This window comes from Chitinophagales bacterium, from assembly GCA_017303415.1.
Classification (GTDB): domain Bacteria; phylum Bacteroidota; class Bacteroidia; order Chitinophagales; family Chitinophagaceae; genus SpSt-398.
The window spans coordinates 2,721,711-2,741,255 of sequence record JAFLBJ010000001.1 but is presented as its reverse complement, the minus strand read 5'-3'; the positions used below and the strand labels follow the sequence as shown (position 1 = coordinate 2,741,255).

The window sequence follows — 19,545 nt, the reverse complement described above, 5'->3', positions numbered from 1 at the left end:
TCCATCAACGGTGCAGGAGCAGGATAAAGGGGGATCAGGCGATCACTTTCAAGATCCTTTTGATCTTATTGGCCTGGTGGAGCAGGTCTTGTTTATCCCGGCTTATTACGGTAATATGACCCATCTTCCGGCCAGGCTTGGTCTCCTTTTTTCCATACAGGTGGACAAAGGCATTTGGGATCTCCAAAACCTCTTTCAGTCCCTCGTATTTTACAGGCCCGGAATACCCTTCTTCTCCGATCACATTGACCATAACGGAGGGGAGGATCGGATCGGTATTTCCCAACGGGTAACCTAACATGATCCGCCAAAGCATATCAAACTGCGAACAATAATGGGCTTCAATGGTATGATGGCCGCTGTTATGCACACGCGGGGCTGTTTCATTGACAAAAACATTTCCATCACGGTCTAAAAATAGTTCCACGGCAAACAACCCGGGTGATTGAAAATGCCGGGCCACCGAAAGCGCGATGGCTTCTGCTTTCCAAAGTACCTGCTGACCGAGTTCGGCCGGGCTAAGTTGGTAATCGAGCAGATTTAAGTCCTGGTCAAAATGCATTTCCACCGGTGGGTAAAGCGCCGTTTCTTTTTGATCATTGATGGCCACGATGATGGCGATCTCCTTGTCGATCCGCACCATTTTTTCCAATACCCCTGGAGCATCAAAGGCCTTTTCAAGGTCAGCTTCGGTATGAAGTAGCTGTACGCCCCGGCCATCATACCCCCCTTCACCCAATTTATGTACGGCGGGGAGCAGGTTTATATGTGCGGATACGTCATCCCGGGTTTGGGTTACCACAAAAGCAGGGCTTGGGATATCGTGTTCTTTGTAATATTCTTTTTGCAGGATCTTGTTTTTGATTGTGCGAAGTACAGAGGGTTTTGGGAATACTTTTTTTCCTTCTGCTTCCAATTTTTCCAGCGCTTCGATATTTACATTTTCGATCTCAATGGTGATGGCATCCAGGTTTTTGCCAAAGGCATAGACCGTATCAAAATCGCGGATGCTTCCGCAGGTAAAATGGTGACAGAGATGCGCGGAAGGGCAGTGGGGGTCATTTTCAAGCACGTAAGTTTCAACGGGATAATTGGCTGCTGCCTGCAACAACATTCTTCCAAGTTGACCACCACCGAGAATTCCGATTTTCATGCGGCAAAGATAGGGGAGTTGGGGGACGGAGGACAGATGTTGGAGGTTGGATGTTGGATGTTGGATGACAGATGACAGATGACGGATGACAGGGGTTTGCTGTGCGAGACCCCCTGGTCTCGCACGATTGTCTTGTCGCCTCTGGCGACTCGAACATAAACCTCTTCTTTTTTATATTAGTCAGGAAAGCCGCCAGAGGCGGCCTTCTGGAAGTGCGAGACCAGAGGTCTCGCACAGCAAACCTCCGCCCTCCGTCATCTGTCATCCGTCATCTGTCATCCAACATCCAACCTCCATCCTCCATCCTCCCCAACTTTCCCTACCTTCGCATTATGCGCCCCGACTATTCGCATAAAATGTTCAATGACCGCCGTGGGAACTACTCCCTGCTGATGGAAACCCTGGCCATGGGTGCCTGATCGTTTCTGTATTCTGCTATTTTACCTCCAATTTTTATTGTTCACGAAAAAAACGATTGTCCATGTCACAAACGACAACCTCTTCCATACAAAAAGATATTTCCAATGACTTCCTCCCACTTGAGGGGACGGATTATGTAGAATTTTATGTAGGGAATGCCAAGCAGGCAGCCCATTATTACATGAGCGCTTTTGGTTTTCAGGCCCTGGCCTATTCGGGTCCCGAAACCGGGGTAAAAGACCATGTGAGCTATGCTGTTCGCCAGCACAAACTCACCTTTGTATTAACCACCCCGTTAAGGACGGATAATCCGATCGCGGATCATATTTATCAACACGGGGACGGGGTAAGAAACCTGGCGTTGCGTGTCCCGGATGCCACATGTGCGTGGGAGGAAACCACGCGCCGTGGTGCCAGGAGTTTTATGGAACCTGTACGGATGAAGGATGAACAAGGGGAAGTGGTGATGAGTGGGATTCACACCTATGGGGATACGATCCATCTTTTTATTGAAAGAAAAAATTATCAGGGCACATTCATGCCGGGTTACCGGGCCTGGAGTAACCCTTATTTTCAACCTGCGGATACCGGGTTGCTGTATGTGGACCATTGTGTGGGCAACGTGGGTTGGAACCAGATGAATAAATGGGTGGATTTTTATGAACAGGTAATGGGTTTCCGGAATATCCTGTCCTTTGATGATAAGGATATCTCAACCGAATACTCCGCGCTCATGAGCAAGGTGATGAGCAATGGAAATGGGTTTGTCAAATTCCCCATCAATGAGCCGGCAGAAGGAAAAAAGAAAAGCCAGGTTGAGGAATATCTTGAATTCTATAATGGAGAAGGTTGTCAGCACGTGGCACTGGCCACGCATGATATTGTGAAAACCGTTACTGAACTTCGTAACCGGGGAGTAGAGTTCCTTCGGGTTCCCACTACGTACTATGACGATCTTCTGGACCGTGTGGGAAAAATAGATGAGGATCTGGAGCCATTAAAGGAATTGGGTATACTTGTTGATAGAGACGAGGAGGGGTATCTGCTTCAGTTATTTAGTAAACCTGTAGAAGACCGGCCAACCCTGTTTTTTGAGATCATACAGCGAAAGGGGGCCAAAAGCTTTGGAAAAGGGAATTTCAAGGCCCTTTTTGAGGCGATCGAAAGAGAACAGGAAGAAAGAGGCAATCTTTAGAAATATTTAAACCCCTTGGAATCAAGGGGTTTTTTAATTTATCGTATTTTTAGGCCCTGGTGGGCACCATCAACAACAATAAAGACGTTACTACCACTGAATATTTATAATGAGAAACCTGACCCTTTTCCTTTGTCTGACCCTGCTGGCTTCCGGACTAATGGCCCAAAATGGAGGATATGGTGCTTCCTTTGCCTCGCCATCTTCATTCATTGATATTCAACGCACGCTTCCCCGGCCCGGAGATGCGCTCAAACGAAAAGAGGATACACTCCAAAAACAATTTGCCGAAAAAAAGCTGGAATGGCCCGCGAAATATATCTATATCCGTTCCTTCAAATACGACAGTGAATTGGAGATATGGGTTAAGAATGACCTGAAGGATAAGTTTAAACTTTTCAAGAAGTACAAGGTTTGTGCCCTCGCTGGAACGCTGGGCCCCAAACGCTTCGAAGGGGATTACCAGGTCCCGGAAGGGTTTTATTATATCAATGAATTCAATCCCACAAGCGAGTATCATCTTTCGCTTGGGATCAATTACCCCAATATCTCAGACCGAATTCTCAGTGATACCTATCGTCCGGGTGGCGATATCTATATTCATGGAAGTTGTGTGACCGTAGGATGTATCCCACTTACTGATCCAATGATCGAAGAAGTGTACATTCTGGCGGCACATGCGCAAAATGCAGGTCAGGATTTTATACCGGTGCACATCTTCCCAATCCGCTATAATGTGAAGCGTAGCGTGGATTATCTGGCTAAGCTTACCAAGAATGATGAAGGCCTGCGCGATTTTGCACTCCAACTGCAGGATGCTTTCTCTTATTTTGAAGAGACCAGGCAATTACCGGTGGTGATGTCGGATGAAAAAGGCCGGTATTTTGTGGCCAATGTAAAAGAGAAAGTGGCACCGGCCCCCAAAGCTGAACGAATAGCCCTCCCTCATCGTGTTCGTAAAGTGACCGAAATGGCCGATGTGGTGCACCAATGGCCCGTTTATCCCGGTGGGGGACAGGTCATGCTCGACATGCTGGAATTAGTAGGGAAGAAGATGGGTGACCAACTCCCGGAAAATGTAAACCGCGCTTTTGTCCAGGTTGAATTTATCATCGATTCTGATGGCATGCCGGTCAATTTTAAAGTGCTGCGGGGTATTGACCCCGATTTTGATGATCAACTCATCACCCTGCTGGAAGAAACCATGGTCAAATGGAAACCGGCAGTATTGCACAACAAAGCCGTGGCCAAATTGATGAAGCAAAACATCGAGATCCTTCGCACTGAGTAATCATCGTGAAAGTCTATTTCATTCCAGGTCTTGGCGCCGACCGGCGGGTGTTTAAAAACATCACCCTGCCTGCTGGCTATGAACCTGTCTATGTCGATTGGCTTAAACCCCTGGAGGGAGAGAGCCTTGCCGCTTATGCTGAGAGGGTACATAAAGGCCTAAATCCTCAAATTCCTTACATCCTGGTCGGTTTATCCATGGGTGGGATGATCGCCTCTGAGATCGCACAGAAACACCCTCCGGCCTTGCTGGTTCTGATCTCCTCCATCCCATGCAGTTCGCATTTGCCCGGATATTATCGTAAGGCCGCGGCTTTAAAATTGCAAAAACTCATTCCCATTTCCCTGTTCAAATCCATGGCGGTGATGAAACGTTTTTTTACCACCGAAACACCGGAAGATAAAAAAATGCTCAAGGCGATGATACGTGATGTCGACCCCAAATTCATCTATTGGTCACTCGAAGCGATCCTTGGGTGGAAAATGGAGGAGCCTTTCCCCGATCGGGTGCATATTCATGGTACCCGCGATGAGCTATTGCCTGTTAAATACACCCAACCTACCCATCGGATTGAAAAAGGAGGTCATTTGCTGGTGATGAACAGGGGGGAAGAGGTTAGCAAAATATTGGAGGAGGTTTTGAATAGGATGGGGGAGGAAATAAGGAATAAGAAATAAAAAAAATAACTTTCTCTTTTTTAACTATTTGTCGTTACCAAAACCTGTATCGTCTCCGGCGTTTGCTGCCTCAGCAACACTTTTCTTTCTCCTATGATCTTTTCGAAGATTTCCCGGTGATAATGTCGTATGGTCACCAACTGAAGGCCTTTCATCACCTGCACATCAAATATGGTGGAGGCTGCCAGGGAGAGTTTTTCTATTTTGTCAACACGGTTATCCAATACACACAAAAAGGTGATGGCACCATTCTGTGTCAGGTTAGGTTTTACATTCAACTCTTCAAAATACTGATAGAGCTGGCGAAGGGGTTTTCCTTCCACAAAGGAAAAATCACGCGCCTTCATTTCGATCAACACCTGGTCTTCCTTGAGCACGATCACCGGAGGCAATGTTTTAAGAACCTGTTTCCGAATAACGGTCCCAGGCAGGGCCGGATCAAGGAAACAGCGGGCATAGAGTGGTATTTCCTTGTTCTGTAAGGGCTGTATCGTCTTGGGATGGATAACCTGAGCCCCATAATAGGCCATTTCAATGACCTCTGTATAGTTCAGCTCCGAAATGACAGCGGCCTCCGGATATTTTTTGGGGTCGGCATTCATTACCCCGGGTACATCCTTCCAAATGGTAAGACTTTCCGCATCGAGTAAATTGGCAAATACGGCACCGCTGTAATCCGAACCTTCCCGGCCAAGGGTGGTACTCTCGTTTTCATCGGTAGAGCCGATAAATCCCTGGGTCAGGACCATACCCTTCCGGGCTAATTCGGGTCTTACGATTTCCTGCACATGCTTCGCCGTTTCCTCCCAATGTATGATCGCATCGCGGAAATGATCATCCGTCTTCAGGATATCCCGTACATCCAGCCAGGTATTTCCCAGACCGGTTTCGTTGAGATAAGCACTAATGATGGCGGTTGACATCAATTCGCCACTGCATACGATCTGGTCATAATAATAGTCATAATCCCGCACGGGCTTATCATGCAGCAACCATTCCACTTCGGTAAAAAAACTACGCAGCCTGGTTTCACAATCTAAGTAATGGGTGACCAACAGGTATTTTGCGGTTTGGAGATGTTGTTGTTTGATGATCTCAAAAAGCGAGAGGGCTTCATCGGTTTTTCCTGCAAAAAAAGCCTCCGCCACTTTTTCGAGTGCATTGGTTGTTTTCCCCATGGCGGAAATGATCACAACCAGTGGCCCCTGGTTATTTTCGCGTATAATTTGGGGTATCTTTTGAATCCTTTCAACACTATTTACGGAGGCACCACCGAATTTGAAAACCTTCATGTATAATGTACATTTTAATTGCGGGGCAAAGGTATTTAGGATAATTGATTATTCAGGACTAATTGTTTTCGGAAAAAAGCTGGCGGTGAAAAGCTGCTCGCTATTCGCTTGTAGCTTACATTTGCTCCATCTAACGAAAACTCAAAATCCCAACGCATGCAAGTTAACAGAAAGGTGCTGACCCTGGATGAATTCACGATCCAGCAGTTGCGCAATTTTCCCCAGGCCACCGGTGAGTTGAGCAGTTTGTTGCGCGATATTGGGCTGGCCGCAAAGCGGGTAAATGTAGAGGTAAATAAAGCCGGGTTGGTGGATATTCTGGGTGACCATGGTTCAGTGAACGTGCAAGGGGAGGATGTAAAGAAATTGGATGTATTTGCGAATAACCAGTTTACCGGGGTTTTGCATCATGGTATCAGTTGCGCGGGTATTGCCAGTGAGGAGATCGATGATTTTGTAGCTTTTGAAGATGAGGTGAGTAAGGATTCAAAGTATGTATGTCTTTTTGACCCGTTGGATGGCAGTGGGAACATCGATGTGAATGTATCCATCGGAACAATTTTTAGTGTTTACAAGCGGATAAGTCCGTTGGGGACTCCGGTGACGCGAGAGGATTTCCTGCAACCGGGTATCAAACAGGTGGCTGCCGGGTATATTGTTTACGGTTCATCGACCATGTTGGTGTATGCCACCCGTCGTGGGGTGAACGGGTTTACGCTGGATCCTTCCATCGGGGAATTTTGTTTAAGCCATCCGGATATAAAATGTCCTGAAGCGGGATTGATCTACTCGGTGAATCATGGCCATTTTTTCCGGTATGAAAAAGGGGTACAGGACTATATTCAGGTCTGTCAGGCCAAGACCAAGGCGACCGGGGGGCCTTACACCCAGCGATATATTGGAAGTATGGTATCGGATGTGCACCGGAACCTGATCAAAGGTGGTATATTTATGTACCCGGGGACCTCGGATAAACCGGAGGGTAAATTGAGACTTTTATATGAGTGCAATCCCTTTGCTTTTATCGTGGAAGTTGCCGGAGGCAAGGCCACGGATGGCAAACAAAGGATACTGGAGGTGGTACCTCAACGGCTCCACCAGCGCTCACCGTTTTTTGTGGGCAGTCGGACCATGATGGAAGAATTGGAAACCTGTTTAACACCATAACATGAAGACGATCATTTCGGTAAAGGACCTGGTAAAGAATTATGGAAATTTTCAGGCTGTCAAAGGCATCAGTTTTGAGGTGCGTGAGGGGGAAATTTTTGGTTTATTGGGACCCAATGGGGCCGGAAAATCGACCACCTTGGAGATCATAGAAACCCTTCGTGAGAAAACCAGCGGAGAGGTGACCGTTGATGGATTTGACCTGGATCGTTCCCCGGAAGAGATCAAGAAAATTATCGGGGTTCAGCTTCAAACAAGTGGCTATTACCCAAACCTCAACCTCACCGAATTGATCCAACTTTTTAATGGGTTGTACAACAAACAGGTAGACCCGACCGGATTGCTGGAAATGGTCAATCTGCTGGAGAAAGCAAAAGCCAAATACAAAGAATTAAGTGGTGGACAAAAGCAACGATTCTCTGTGGCCACGACGCTGATCAATGATCCACGGATCATATTTCTGGATGAGCCAACAACCGGTTTGGACCCTCAGGCCCGTCGCAATTTATGGGAATTGGTCAGGAAGATACGCGAGCGCGGAACCACGGTGATCATTACCACTCATTACATGGATGAGGCTGAATATCTCTGTGACAGGGTAGCGATCATTGATTCTGGACGGATCGTTGCCATGGAATCGCCGGATAAACTGATTGATGAACTGGTAGCATCCGGGTTTGAACGCCCCAAGGAGGTTAAAAAAGCAAACCTGGAAGATGTATTTATACATCTTACGGGTCATTCACTCCGTGAAAACTGACAATACTTAACATGAGCATACAGGACAAACTGAAACAATTTATGTCGGGCAAACTCGACGAAGAGAAAGCAGCCGGAGTGGCCTTTCTGGAAGAAAACAAAAAGCGACCTGAAGTAAAAGAACTGGAAGGTGGCATACAGTATGAAGTACTGGAAGAAGGGCAGGGGCGTCAGCCAGCCATCTCCAGTACAGTAAAGGCCCATTACCGGGGTGCCTTATTAAATGGAAAAGTATTTGATAGTTCCTTTGAAAGAGGACAGCCCTTCTCTGCCCCTTTGCGCAACCTGATCAAGGGATGGCAGATCGCCATACCTCAAATGAAAGAAGGGAGTACCTGGCGTCTGTGGATCCCTTCGGATCTTGCTTATGGCGACCGGGGAGCCGGACGGGATATTCCCGGTGGGGCTACCCTCATCTTTGATGTACAACTGATCGAAATCCTTAATTAATTTACATGGACACTATTGATCTGCGTTATCCCATTGGGAAATACGAACCCCAACCATTTTCCATCGAGCAAAAAATCGAATGGCTGGCGGATATCAAATTTCTTCCGCTGCTGCTCGAAAACTCGATCCTGAACCTGAACGAAGAACAACTTCACACCCCCTATCGGGAGGGTGGTTGGACCCTCAACCAGGTTGTACACCATGTGGCCGATAGCCATATGAACGCCTATTGCCGGTTTCGGATCGGGTTAACCGAAGAAAATAATCCGGCTATCCGACCTTATGATGAAAAGGCCTGGGCTGAATTGTATGATGTAAAAAAGCTTCCCGTCAATATTTCCATCACGCTGCTTCATGCCCTGCATATCCGTTGGCATGAAACACTGAAGTCCATCGCTGATGACGAATGGAATAACCGGACCGTCTACCACCCCGAAAGCAAAAAGACCATGCGTCTCTGGTTCTTGTTGGGTATGTACGCCTGGCATGGCAAACACCATGTGGCACATATAACAAGTTTGCGGGAGCGGATGGGCTGGAAATAGTACCAATCAGGATTAAAGTATTTATAGATTTTGGATGATTAGGTTTTGGGTTTGATTGATGTTTTATCCCTTGAATCTAAAAATCCTTTAATCCTGGTCTATCTTTGTTGTTATGAAATGGACCACCCTTTCCTCCGAATATCTCTTCAATGACCTATGGTTTAAAGTAAGAAAGGAAACCTGTCAAACACCTGCCGGGAAAATTGTTTCCCCCTATTATGTGTATGAGTTTCCAGCCTGGGTCAATGCAGTTGCAGTTACCGAAGACAATCAGATCGTCATGGTCAGGCAGTACCGGCATGCACTGGGCGAAACCTGTATCGAACTTCCGGGGGGATGTGTGGATGATACAGACCCCTCATTGGAATCGGCCATTGCCCGCGAATTGATGGAAGAAACGGGGTACTCATTTTCCGAATACACTTATTTGGGGCGTACCTCCGCCAATCCCTCTACCAATAATAACCTCATGCATATGTTCCTGGCAACCGGAGGGAAATTGACGGGCACCCAGAACCTGGATCCCAATGAGGAAATTCAGGTTGAATTATACTCCATTGATGAAGTGATCGGCATGATCAAACGTAATGAGATCATTCAGTCGATGCATGTAACAACTTTGTGGTATGCGTTGGAGAAGATGCGGGGAGGGGAGTGAGGCGTGAGGCGTGAGATGTGAGGCGTGAGTTTCGTGAGGCGTGAGACGTGAGACGTGAGTTTCGTGAGACGTGAGGCGTGAATAGTGAATAGTGAATAGTGAATGGTGGAAATATATTTGGGGTTGTAAATTATAGGGTTTAAGTTTCACTATTCACTATTCACTATTCACTATTCACTATTCACTATTCACTATTCACTATTCACTATTCACGTCTCACGCCTCACGCCTCACGCCTCACGCCCCTCACTTCCGCCACCAGAAAAATACTCCCGCAAACCACAATCAGATCATCTTTATGGGCATTTTCGCGGGCGGTTTTAAGGGCTTCGTTTACATCTGAAAAGGCTTTTCCGGTTAATCCTCTTTTTTGGGCCATGTTCTTTAATTCGTTAGCATCGAGGGCGCGGGGAATATGGGCCTGAGAAAAATAATACCGGGCCTGAAGGGGTAGTAGTTGAATGATATTTTCAGGGTCCTTGTCTTTTACTGTTCCAAAAACAATGTGCAGGTGTTGGTAATTTATGGTTTCAAGCTGCTGCAACATTTGGCGTATGCCATCTTCGTTATGCGCCACTTCAAGAATGATGGTGGGATGCTGGTGGATGATATCCCATCGGCCTTGTAAACCGGTAAGGGATTTGACCTGACGAAGTGCCTTTGCAATTTGCAGATGATCTGTATTCCAGCCTTTTTCCCGTAGCAAACGACAGGTTTCGAGTACGGGAAGAATATTTTTTAATTGATAGATCCCGGTCAGGTCCAGGTGATATTTCAGGTGGTCTGTTTCGTGGGGATTTTCAATTTCAATCATTAGTTCGTGCCCTATCCATGCATAGTCTGCCACCTGGAAATATTCCGGGGCCAGAAAGAGTGGGGCACTTCGTTCCTCTGCTATTTTTTGGAAAAGGGGCAGGAGTTCTGATTGTTTTTCACCGATCACAACCGGGATGCCTGGCTTAATGATCCCGGCTTTTTCGGTAGCTATCTGTTCCAGCGTATCCCCCAGCATGTTCATGTGATCGTACCCGATCTGGGTAATGACGGATATTTCGGGGTTGATCACGTTGGTACTATCCAGTCTTCCACCCAAACCCACTTCAATGACAGCGATATCCACCTGGTGGCGGGCAAAATGATCAAAGGCCATAGCGACCGTGATCTCAAAGAAGCTGGGTTCGATGGATTCAATCCGGGGATTGATCTTTTGGGTGAAATCGATCACTTCCTGTTCGCTGATCATTTCCCCATTGATGCGTATCCGTTCCCGAAAATCTTCCAGATGGGGAGAGGTATAAAGTCCTGTTTTGTACCCCGCGGTTTGAAGGATGGCGGCGAGCATATGACTAACCGATCCTTTGCCATTGGTACCAGCTATGTGTATAGTCTTGAATTTCTTTTGCGGGTCATCCAGAAAGGCGCATAATTCAAGGGTATTTGTAAGGTCTTTTTTGAACGCGGCAGGCCCTATCCGGCTGAACATGGGCAAGCGGGTGAAAAGATAGGCGATGGTGTCCTGATAATTCATTCCACCACAAAAGTAGGATGCGGGAATGGATCAGGAAACTTTGAAATTGAATAAAACCGTTACGGTTGATTCATGATCCGATTTATCAAACCGGATATTGCGCAGGTATTGATTGATCGCGTTCCGGTAGTCCGAACTGGTGCTGGTAGAGCCTCTGGAAAATTGAAGGAAGGTACCAATCCCATCGGGGGATACGCGTATATCTGCATAGATGGTGGCCTTAGGGAGGTCACCCGAGAATGAATAGGTCTTTACGATGATCCGGTCACCACGGGTTACTTTGGGCCCAATGCCACTACCCACACCGGAACCTTTGCCTGAGCCAGTTCCCGTTCCGGTACCCGTACCAGAACCACTTCCGTTTCCGGTGCCAGAGCCTGTTCCTGTTCCACCACCAGGTTCATAGGTAGTAGAGGTTCCACCTCCACCCGTTGCAGTACCACCGCGGGTTTGACCCATGAGTACTTTAGGCTTGGGAGGGGCAGGTGCTACAGCAGGCTTCTCTGTATCTTTTTTCTCGATGGTCTTAACACTGGTGTTTGTCTTTGTTGCCGTAGGTTTAGTCGTTACGGGTTTCAGGATAGCCGGTGTATTTTCGGTTTCATCTGTTTCTATATCTTTTGCATCATCTGTAGGGGGAGAGGGTTCGAGAGGCTGGTTGGCATATTCACCGGCAGGTCCGGCAGCCTGAACCGGGTTGCCTCCACCACCGCCACCAACACCGGAGCCATCGGGTAGTCCTTCCAGATCGGGGGGGAGATTGAGTTCAACCTCTACCGCTGTTTCAGGGAGTGGCGGAAAAATCACCGGAATCTCCATTTTGATCCAGAAGAAGATCAGGATGATTGCCCCGGCGATGCCTCCCGTGATCAGGGAAGCCCGTAGGTTTTTCTGCTTTTCAAACTCAACGGACATATAGAGGGTCTCTTGATTCATGTAAAGGTATTTATTTTTTCCGGCTATTGGCTAATAGCTAACAGCTAATAGCTTTTGCATACTATAACGATGCAAATCTGGTGCGACTTGCATAAGGAAAGCGTTAAATAGTGTTAAAGTTTGGCTGATCGGGAGGGAAAATGCTTTCGGGAGGTGTTGGCGATGATCAATCCGAGTACCACCAGGGCAAAACTGATCACATGAAGCCATTGTACCTTTTCCCCCAGCAGCCAAACTGCTTCGAGTGTGCTAAAGACAGGAATAAGATTACCAAATAGCGAGGTGCGTCCGGCACCCAGATGATGGATGGCGATATTCCAAAGGAGGAAACAGATGACCGAAGCTCCCAGTCCGAGATAGAGGATGGCCCCGGTATTGGCCCAGTTAACGACGATTCCACCCTGGCTTTTATATTCCATGATATAGGCTGGTAGCAAGATCAAAGTACCAATGGCGAAAACGGTGAACAGAAAATTGACAGGGTTCATTTCCGGAGGTCTTTTACGGGCGCAGATATTATACACCGCAAAACAAAAGGCGGCGGCAAGCATCCAGTAATCCCCTTCGGTAAATGATAGGGTCAGGATATTTTCGAGATGTCCTTTACTCAACAGGAGCAGGATACCCAGAATACAGACAAGCATACCGGTGACACGCAGGGTGGTGACCTTTTCTTTTAAAAATATACGTGCCAGCACAACTGACATCACCGGTGAAGAAGTGGTTCCGATCAGCGCCATATTTACGGCACTGGTATGGTGACCGGCCACATAGACAAAGGTGTTGAATAGACTGATGCCAAAAGCGGCGGCTAAAAAAAACAGAATGGGATATTTCCAGACCAACCTCCATTCTTTAAAAAAATATTTGTAGGCAAAAGGAAGAAGGATGACTGTTGCCGTTAACCATCGATAAAAGGAAAGTGTTACAGGAGGAATATCCTTGATTACCCCTCTTGCGATCACAAAATTCCCCGACCAGATGATGGTGGCAAGAATCGCCAGCAGCGCACCGTAGAGAGATTTATTTTCTTTTAGAGGGGGCATTGGGGTGTGAGTTTGTGAGTTTAGATAGACGTGAGACGTGAGGCGTGAGGCGTGAGATGTGAGACCACTCACGTCTCACGCCTCACGTCTCACAATACTCCCCCCGCAAAATCCAACGCAAAATCCCCCTTAATCCGCTCCATGGGGGGATTAAAATATCCGAATTTTAGATCGGGGAATTCTTCGCGGATCAGGGTCATCATTTGTTTGACACCCAGGCATTCACCTGTTTCAGTAACACCGATCTTTCCCAGGTACCAGTCGGGGTCAATATTAAAATTTCTCCATTGGATCATGGAGAGTCCGGTTTCCCGGATCAGTTTTCGCAGGGCTTCATATTCTTCAACTGAATCGGTCATGCCTGGAAAAACAAAATAATTGATGGAAGACCAACCACCATATTCCCGCATTACTTTCAGGCTTTCCACTATATCCTCGAAGCTGTAATTGTTGGGCAGGTAGTATTTCTCGTAAATCGATTTTCTGGCTGAATTTGTGCTCACCCGAATACTATCCAGACCCGCTTCGCAAAGTGCTTTGACGGCGTCAGGTTTAGAGCCATTGGTATTGATATTGATGCTCCCTTTCTTGGTGTGTTTTCGCATACCAATGATCGCTTCGCGAATGGTTTCCCACATCAACAGGGGTTCGCCTTCGCATCCCTGACCAAAACTTACAATAGGGAAGGGGGCTGTTTCCAGGTGAGGGACCGTAAATTCGATGATCTCTTCCGGCATGGGTTTGAAGTGGAGCCGGTCCTGCGTGGAACCTATCGATTCTTCTTCCGGTTGAAAGGAAATACAACCGATGCAGTTGGCATTACAGGCTGGGGAAGAGGGGACAGGGCATTCCCATCGGCCCATGGCAAAATTTCGGGCGGCCGGACAGGTATAGGTCTGGCAACAGTTCTCCATCAGGTGTTTGACAAGCCGGTTATGTGGATATGCTTTTAACAGGTGCATGGCCCCGGCTTCGATCTTTTCGTCATCATAGCCGGCACATTCCTGGCGTATATCCTGTTCTATGCGAAGGGCGGTTACATAAAACTGTCCATCCCACCATCCGGCGGCGGTATAACAGAACAATGGCAGTACGGGGGCATCCTTGGCGGATTCAAAGGCAGCGAGATACAGGCCGGTATGTGCCGGTGGAATAAAGGCGGCAACGGCCCATCCCTTATCACATAGTCGCATTTCACCTGAAACCACATCTACACCGATCGCCTTGCGTTCAGGAAGTTCATACAGGGTGCCGCCATCGGGCAGCGGAATCCAGTCGCCACTATCCACTGGATAGGCATCCCATCCACTTCGGCCGATGGCATAGAGACTGGTATCTTCGAAGATATTACCCTGCCCGTCAGAATAAAGCACAAAGGGGGTGATCGGTTTCATCCGGCAAATGTCGGTAAAATCAGGCATTGGTTGCCAGTTGCTCCTGGCAAAACCCATTAAAATCCTGTTCGATTACTCCACTTTCCTCACTGATATATTGTTGGAATAACCGGTTGTTTTTGAAGTCAAGGGTGAGCAAACCATCTTTTAATACCACATTCGAAAGTTCCTTCCAGGCAAAGCGGCGGGCAAAACGATTACCATAGGTAATACCGTGTTGTGCTACCCGAACGGCAGGATCGCCCACGGATAATTGATAAAGAAATTGAAGAACAATAAATACAGCGGTCATCCAGGGATAGGGGGAAGCCAGCCAAAGCAGGGCGATCAGGTATTCCACCCGTTCCCAGGCCCTTGCTTTCTTGTAGAATTTCGCGCGATAAAACCAGTACAACGCATACACCGGGATGGTGGCAATAATGACCATCTGAAACCCTTTTTCCTGCGCCTTGGGAAATAAAGCGATCAGCAACCCAAAAAAATTGATCAGGGAAAGAAGCAACCCCATACGCTGGTACAAATTCTTTTTCTCATTGCGAAGATAGAGTGTGTAGTTGGTGCGGGGAGACATTAGGTCGTGGGTTTTGTGGGGCGTGAGTTTCGTGAGACGTGAGTCGTGAGTCGTGAGTCGTGAGACGTGAGACGTGAGACGTGAGTTGTGAGTTGTGAGTTGTGATTCGTTAGTCGTTAGTCATGAAAAAGTTTTGGGTTGTAATTTAAAGATTTTAAGTTTCACTATTCACTATTCACTATTCACGTCTCACGTCTCACGAAACTCACGAAACTCACGCCTTCGCCGACGCCAAAATATTACATAATTTAAACAACAACCTGGCGCTCACATTTGCATCCCAATTATTTTCGCCAACGCCTGTTTCATTCAGGTCGAAGCCGATGATGGTCCGGCCACTTTGTACGATCTTTTTAAACAGATAAAATACCTGTTCTGCTTCCATACCTCCGGGAACCGGGGTTCCGGTATTGGGGCATAGTTTAGGATCAAGACCATCCACATCAAAACTGATGTAGACTTTCTGTGGCAATTTTTCTACGATCTCTTCAGCGATCTCACGCCAGCTTTGTCCGTCATAGATCCTGTCTTTCAGTTCACGGTCAAAATAGGTGACCACACGGTAATTGCTATTAAAAATATAGTGCCATTCCGCCTCACTATAGTCACGGATACCAACCTGCACTACACGTTCTACCTGTGGGATTTCCTTGAGAATATTGTAAATGATGCTTGCATGTGAATATTTAAATCCCATATAGGATTCACGTAGGTCACAATGGGCATCTATCTGCAGGATAGCGAATTCGGAATGTGTTTCCGCAAGGGCCCGAAGGTAGCCCAGGCAAATACTATGGTCACCTCCCAGCAAGCCTACCTGTTTGCCGGCGGCCATCAGCGACTTGGTACGGTTATAGACCCAATCATTTAAAAAAAGGCTTCCTTCATTTACTTCCTTCAGGGTTTTGCACATGAATTGGTTATTGTTCACGTCTTCCCCTTCAGAGATATAATCAATGTAGAGTTCGGCTTCTTTGCGCAGGTAGTCACTTTTCATCAACAACTTCCGGTCAGTTTCGAGCATGTGGAACCCTTTTTTCCAAATTTCAGGTCCATCCCAATCAAACAGATCCACTTGCAAACTGGCGGATAAGACATGATCAGGGGCTCGGGAAGTTCCTGCACCATAGCTTACGGTCACTTCCCAGGGAACGGGTAAAATGATCAGTTGGGCATCTTCTTCCGTGAAGGGGAGACCGAATATGTTATTCTTAGGGTTCCCCACTTTGTTGGGGTCGAATTGAGAGAGGTCTGTCATGGTGTTTTACTGTGCTACGGTGCAAGTTACGAAGCCCTGAGCAATTTGGGGCACAACAGAACTTTTACCTAATTTTGCCTGTTAACACACACGTATGAAGAAGACCCATATAATCATCCTGGTACTCATTGTAGGAGCCATTGCCGTGTTGATCAGTCTGTTGCCCACGCTGAGCACCTATGAAACCGTTGCTTCCGCCCGGGAAAAGCAAGGAAAATACGTTCACCTGATCGCTAAGTTGGATAAAGCGCAACCTGTGGAGTATGATGCCATCAATAACCCAAATTACCTGAGTTTCATGGCCATCGATTCCCTGGGTCAGTCGGTAAAAGTGGTGTACAACAATGCCAAACCCGAAAATCTGGAGCACAGTGAACGGCTGGTCTTAAAAGGGAAAATGGAAAATGATCATTTTGCCTGCCAGGAGATCCTGATGAAATGTCCTTCCAAGTATACTGATGACCCCGCCCGTGTTCAGGAAAGTGTCAATAAAAAACTGCAATCAAACTAAATGGATTATACTGGTGAACACCTGATCCCCGGAAACCTGGGGCAGTTTCTGATCGTGCTGTCATTTGTTTGTTCCCTGCTGGCCTCCTTTGCCTATTTTAAAGCCACCCATGCCACCGATGCAGATAAAAAGGGGTGGTTGCGATTGGCTCGTTGGGGTTTTATTCTGGATGCTATTGCGGTTTTTGCCATCTTTGGTCTTCTCTTTTTTCTGTTCTACTCTCATCGCTACGAATATTTTTATGTGTATAAGAATTCGAGTAACAGTCTTGAATTCAAATACATCTTTAGCGCCATCTGGAGTGCATCCGAAGGCAGTTTTTTATTATGGACCTTCTGGCATGCGGTGTTGGGTTTGATCCTCATCCGTACTGCCGGTAAATGGGAGGCACCGGTGATGATGACGGTTTCCCTGGCACAATGGGCTTTGGCCGCCATGATGCTTGGCCTCTACTTTTTCGACCTGAAAATCGGGAGTTCACCTTTTGCGCTCTTTCGAAACCAGATGCCGGAACTTCCTCTTTTTGCAAACGAAAATTATATATCACGCCTCACCGATGGGAATGACCTCTCTCCGTTGTTACAGAATTACTGGATGGTGATCCACCCTCCGGTGCTCTTTCTTGGTTTTGCTTTATTGATCGTTCCATTTGCCTATAGTTTGGCCGGGCTCTTTACACGTGCATATGGTGATTGGGTAAAACCAGCCCTGCCCTGGTCGTTGATCGCCGGAGGAGTGCTTGGTTTAGGCATCATGATGGGAGGCGCCTGGGCCTATGAGTCATTGAATTTCGGAGGGTATTGGGCCTGGGACCCGGTAGAAAATGCCTCCCTGGTTCCCTGGATGACCCTGGTGGCAGGAATCCATACCCTGCTTATTTATAAACATACCGGGCGATCCTTACGCACCACGCATTTGTTTTTTATCATCACTTATTTTCTGATCATCTATTCTACCTTCCTTACCCGGAGTGGGATATTAGGCGATACCTCGGTACACTCTTTTGCAGATCTGGGAATGAATACCCAACTCTACCTTTTCCTTTTGGGTTCGCTCTGGCTTCCCGTATTTCTTGTATCGGATGGCAACAAAAGATGGTTGGCAGCGATGGTTTTGTTCGTAACATTAGTGGCCAGTTATTTTGTCCCCTTGTTGACACTGCTATCATTCTTAGCGGCCTTTTATTTTCTCTATATCGGTTTAAAAAAGGTGCCTACCATTACCCAGGAAGAAGAAAGTTCCTCCCGGGAGTTCTGGATGTTTATCGGATCACTGGTGCTGGTGATCAGTGCCGGGTACATCATTGTCACCACCAGCATTCCGGTGGTAAACAAACTGTTCGCCAAATTCATGAGCAGTGGATTTACCATGGGCGATGATATCCTCTTTGCCTATAACCGGGTGATCATTTTTGTGGCCATCATCCTTGGCTTACTTACCGCCATTACCCAATATTTAAAGTATAAGAAAACACCACGTTCTTATTTTTTACCCAGGATATTATGGCCTACCATTCTTTCCCTTGTTCTGTCAGGGTTGATCCTGGCTTTTGGGAAAGTGGACTATTATGAACATGGTGCCGGTTTTCTGGCTGCTATTTGGTTTGCATTGGTGAGCAGTATATACACCGTGGTGGCTAATGCGGCATATATCTGGATCGGTGTGAAAGGGAAATGGAAAAATGCCGGAGCTTCCATCACCCACCTGGGATTTGGTCTGATGCTGGTGGGCATTCTTATTTCTTCATCCAAGAAGCAGGTGTTATCCTACAATACAAGTGGCATTTTTGTGCCGCTGGGAGAGGAGAGTAAAGAAAAACCGGGAGAGAACCTGACCCTGGTAAGGGGTGTTCCAACCCGGATGGGTAAATATGATGTGACCTACCAATCGGAAGTGAAACATCCCCAAAAAGCGCTCTGGTATTACAATCTAGAATTTAAAGACAGCTCTGGTCAAGGTGGATTCAGCCTTCGGCCCAATGCGTTCATCAACCACAACGGCAATGAGGGCTTGCTGGCCAACCCGGATTCCAAGCATTTTTGGGACCATGATATTTTTACTTACATAACCTCCCTGCCTGATCCGGAAAAGAATGCCGATACATCGGTATTCGAAACAAGGCATATGAACCTAAAGGATACAGCTTATTATTCCCGTGGGTTCATTGTATTGGATAGCATTCAGACCATAGATACTATTCCACTTCCGGGCTTTCAGAAAGGGGATAAGGCCTATATCGCCACGTTAAAAGTGCAACCACAGCAGGGAGATTCTTATACTTCCCGGCCGATTTTGGTGGAAGCCAGTGCCGGACGATTGTCTAACCCCGACACTGTAGTGATGGAGAACCTCATTCTACGCCTGGAAAAAAATGAAGGGGGACATGCGGATATTGGTCTGAAGGAGTCCAATTCGGCCATGCAATATGTGACCTTAAAGGCCTATCGGTTTCCCTTTATCAATGTACTGTGGCTGGGTACCGTCCTGATGGTCATTGGCTTCATTATCAGTGGGATAAACCGGATCAGGGCAAAAAAGGGTTAAGAAGATTTAACCAATACATACAGCGAAAGGCTTTATTCCGTTGTCTCTTTAATGTATTTTAGAGGTAGTGAAAAGGTCACAATTATACCGATCCCTATTGGCCGGACTTGTCTTTTTGATCGCCCTGCCTGGCGCTGCTCAATTTGAGCA

General features: G+C 47.0%; 18 protein-coding genes. 10 read left to right on the top strand and 8 right to left on the bottom strand.

The genetic code is table 11. The annotated features are described in order from the left end of the window. Positions 1–34 precede the first annotated feature (34 nt). A complete protein-coding gene (locus J0M30_11875; GenBank protein ID MBN8668194.1) occupies positions 35–1,153 on the bottom strand; it encodes a 5-(carboxyamino)imidazole ribonucleotide synthase in 1,119 nt (372 codons plus the stop codon). Positions 1,154–1,634: 481 nt separating this feature from the next. On the opposite strand from J0M30_11875, the gene hppD reads away from it, so the two are divergent. The 3 genes from hppD (at position 1,635) to J0M30_11860 (ending at position 4,736) form a co-directional block, all read left to right on the top strand. Continuing rightward, positions 1,635–2,768: a 4-hydroxyphenylpyruvate dioxygenase gene (hppD, locus tag J0M30_11870; protein ID MBN8668193.1), complete on the top strand. Its 1,134-nt coding sequence runs from the start codon at positions 1,635–1,637 to the stop codon at positions 2,766–2,768. A gap of 109 nt (positions 2,769–2,877) precedes the next feature. After that, positions 2,878–4,059, top strand: a complete 1,182-nt coding sequence (locus J0M30_11865) for a hypothetical protein (GenBank protein ID MBN8668192.1) — start codon at positions 2,878–2,880, stop codon at positions 4,057–4,059. Positions 4,060–4,064: 5 nt separating this feature from the next. Beyond that, positions 4,065–4,736, top strand: a complete 672-nt coding sequence (locus J0M30_11860; GenBank protein ID MBN8668191.1) for an alpha/beta hydrolase — start codon at positions 4,065–4,067, stop codon at positions 4,734–4,736. Positions 4,737–4,756: 20 nt separating this feature from the next. Here the strand turns inward: J0M30_11860 and J0M30_11855 are convergent, their stop codons facing one another. Then, positions 4,757–6,028, bottom strand: coding sequence for an aspartate kinase (locus J0M30_11855; GenBank protein MBN8668190.1), 1,272 nt, complete (start codon positions 6,026–6,028; stop codon positions 4,757–4,759). 156 nt (positions 6,029–6,184) lie between these two features. Between J0M30_11855 and fbp the strand changes: the two genes are divergently transcribed. The 5 genes from fbp to J0M30_11830 all read left to right on the top strand — a co-directional run bounded on the left by fbp (position 6,185) and on the right by J0M30_11830 (position 9,607). Then, on the top strand, positions 6,185–7,195 hold the full coding sequence (gene fbp / locus J0M30_11850; GenBank protein MBN8668189.1) for a class 1 fructose-bisphosphatase: 1,011 nt from the start codon (positions 6,185–6,187) through the stop codon (positions 7,193–7,195). A 1-nt stretch (position 7,196) separates the two neighbouring features. Next, the gene (locus J0M30_11845; GenBank protein ID MBN8668188.1) at positions 7,197–7,955 is read left to right on the top strand and encodes an ABC transporter ATP-binding protein; all 759 of its coding nucleotides are present in this window, start codon (positions 7,197–7,199) and stop codon (positions 7,953–7,955) included. Positions 7,956–7,966: 11 nt separating this feature from the next. After that, positions 7,967–8,404 (top strand): FKBP-type peptidyl-prolyl cis-trans isomerase, encoded by a 438-nt coding sequence (locus tag J0M30_11840; GenBank protein MBN8668187.1) that lies wholly within the window; start codon positions 7,967–7,969, stop codon positions 8,402–8,404. Positions 8,405–8,409: 5 nt separating this feature from the next. Next, positions 8,410–8,949: a putative metal-dependent hydrolase gene (locus tag J0M30_11835; GenBank protein ID MBN8668186.1), complete on the top strand. Its 540-nt coding sequence runs from the start codon at positions 8,410–8,412 to the stop codon at positions 8,947–8,949. 112 nt (positions 8,950–9,061) lie between these two features. Continuing rightward, complete coding sequence (locus tag J0M30_11830) at positions 9,062–9,607, top strand: NUDIX hydrolase (protein ID MBN8668185.1); 546 nt, start codon at positions 9,062–9,064, stop codon at positions 9,605–9,607. A 223-nt stretch (positions 9,608–9,830) separates the two neighbouring features. On the opposite strand, the gene J0M30_11825 is transcribed toward J0M30_11830, so the two are convergent. The 6 genes from J0M30_11825 to J0M30_11800 all read right to left on the bottom strand — a co-directional run bounded on the left by J0M30_11825 (position 9,831) and on the right by J0M30_11800 (position 16,340). Beyond that, complete coding sequence (locus J0M30_11825; GenBank protein MBN8668184.1) at positions 9,831–11,135, bottom strand: bifunctional folylpolyglutamate synthase/dihydrofolate synthase; 1,305 nt, start codon at positions 11,133–11,135, stop codon at positions 9,831–9,833. A gap of 30 nt (positions 11,136–11,165) precedes the next feature. Continuing rightward, entirely contained in the window at positions 11,166–12,071 is a 906-nt protein-coding gene (locus J0M30_11820) for a hypothetical protein (protein ID MBN8668183.1), read from the bottom strand. A gap of 113 nt (positions 12,072–12,184) precedes the next feature. After that, positions 12,185–13,117, bottom strand: a complete 933-nt coding sequence (locus tag J0M30_11815) for a DMT family transporter (protein MBN8668182.1) — start codon at positions 13,115–13,117, stop codon at positions 12,185–12,187. Positions 13,118–13,206: 89 nt separating this feature from the next. After that, positions 13,207–14,511, bottom strand: a complete 1,305-nt coding sequence (locus J0M30_11810; protein MBN8668181.1) for a radical SAM protein — start codon at positions 14,509–14,511, stop codon at positions 13,207–13,209. 19 nt (positions 14,512–14,530) lie between these two features. Next, positions 14,531–15,082, bottom strand: coding sequence for a hypothetical protein (locus J0M30_11805; protein MBN8668180.1), 552 nt, complete (start codon positions 15,080–15,082; stop codon positions 14,531–14,533). A 214-nt stretch (positions 15,083–15,296) separates the two neighbouring features. Further along, positions 15,297–16,340, bottom strand: a complete 1,044-nt coding sequence (locus J0M30_11800; GenBank protein MBN8668179.1) for an agmatinase family protein — start codon at positions 16,338–16,340, stop codon at positions 15,297–15,299. A gap of 94 nt (positions 16,341–16,434) precedes the next feature. Between J0M30_11800 and J0M30_11795 the strand changes: the two genes are divergently transcribed. Next, positions 16,435–16,851: a cytochrome c maturation protein CcmE gene (locus J0M30_11795; protein ID MBN8668178.1), complete on the top strand. Its 417-nt coding sequence runs from the start codon at positions 16,435–16,437 to the stop codon at positions 16,849–16,851. Further along, positions 16,852–19,395, top strand: coding sequence for a cytochrome c biogenesis protein CcsA (gene ccsA, locus J0M30_11790; GenBank protein ID MBN8668177.1), 2,544 nt, complete (start codon positions 16,852–16,854; stop codon positions 19,393–19,395). Positions 19,396–19,545: the final 150 nt, after the last annotated feature.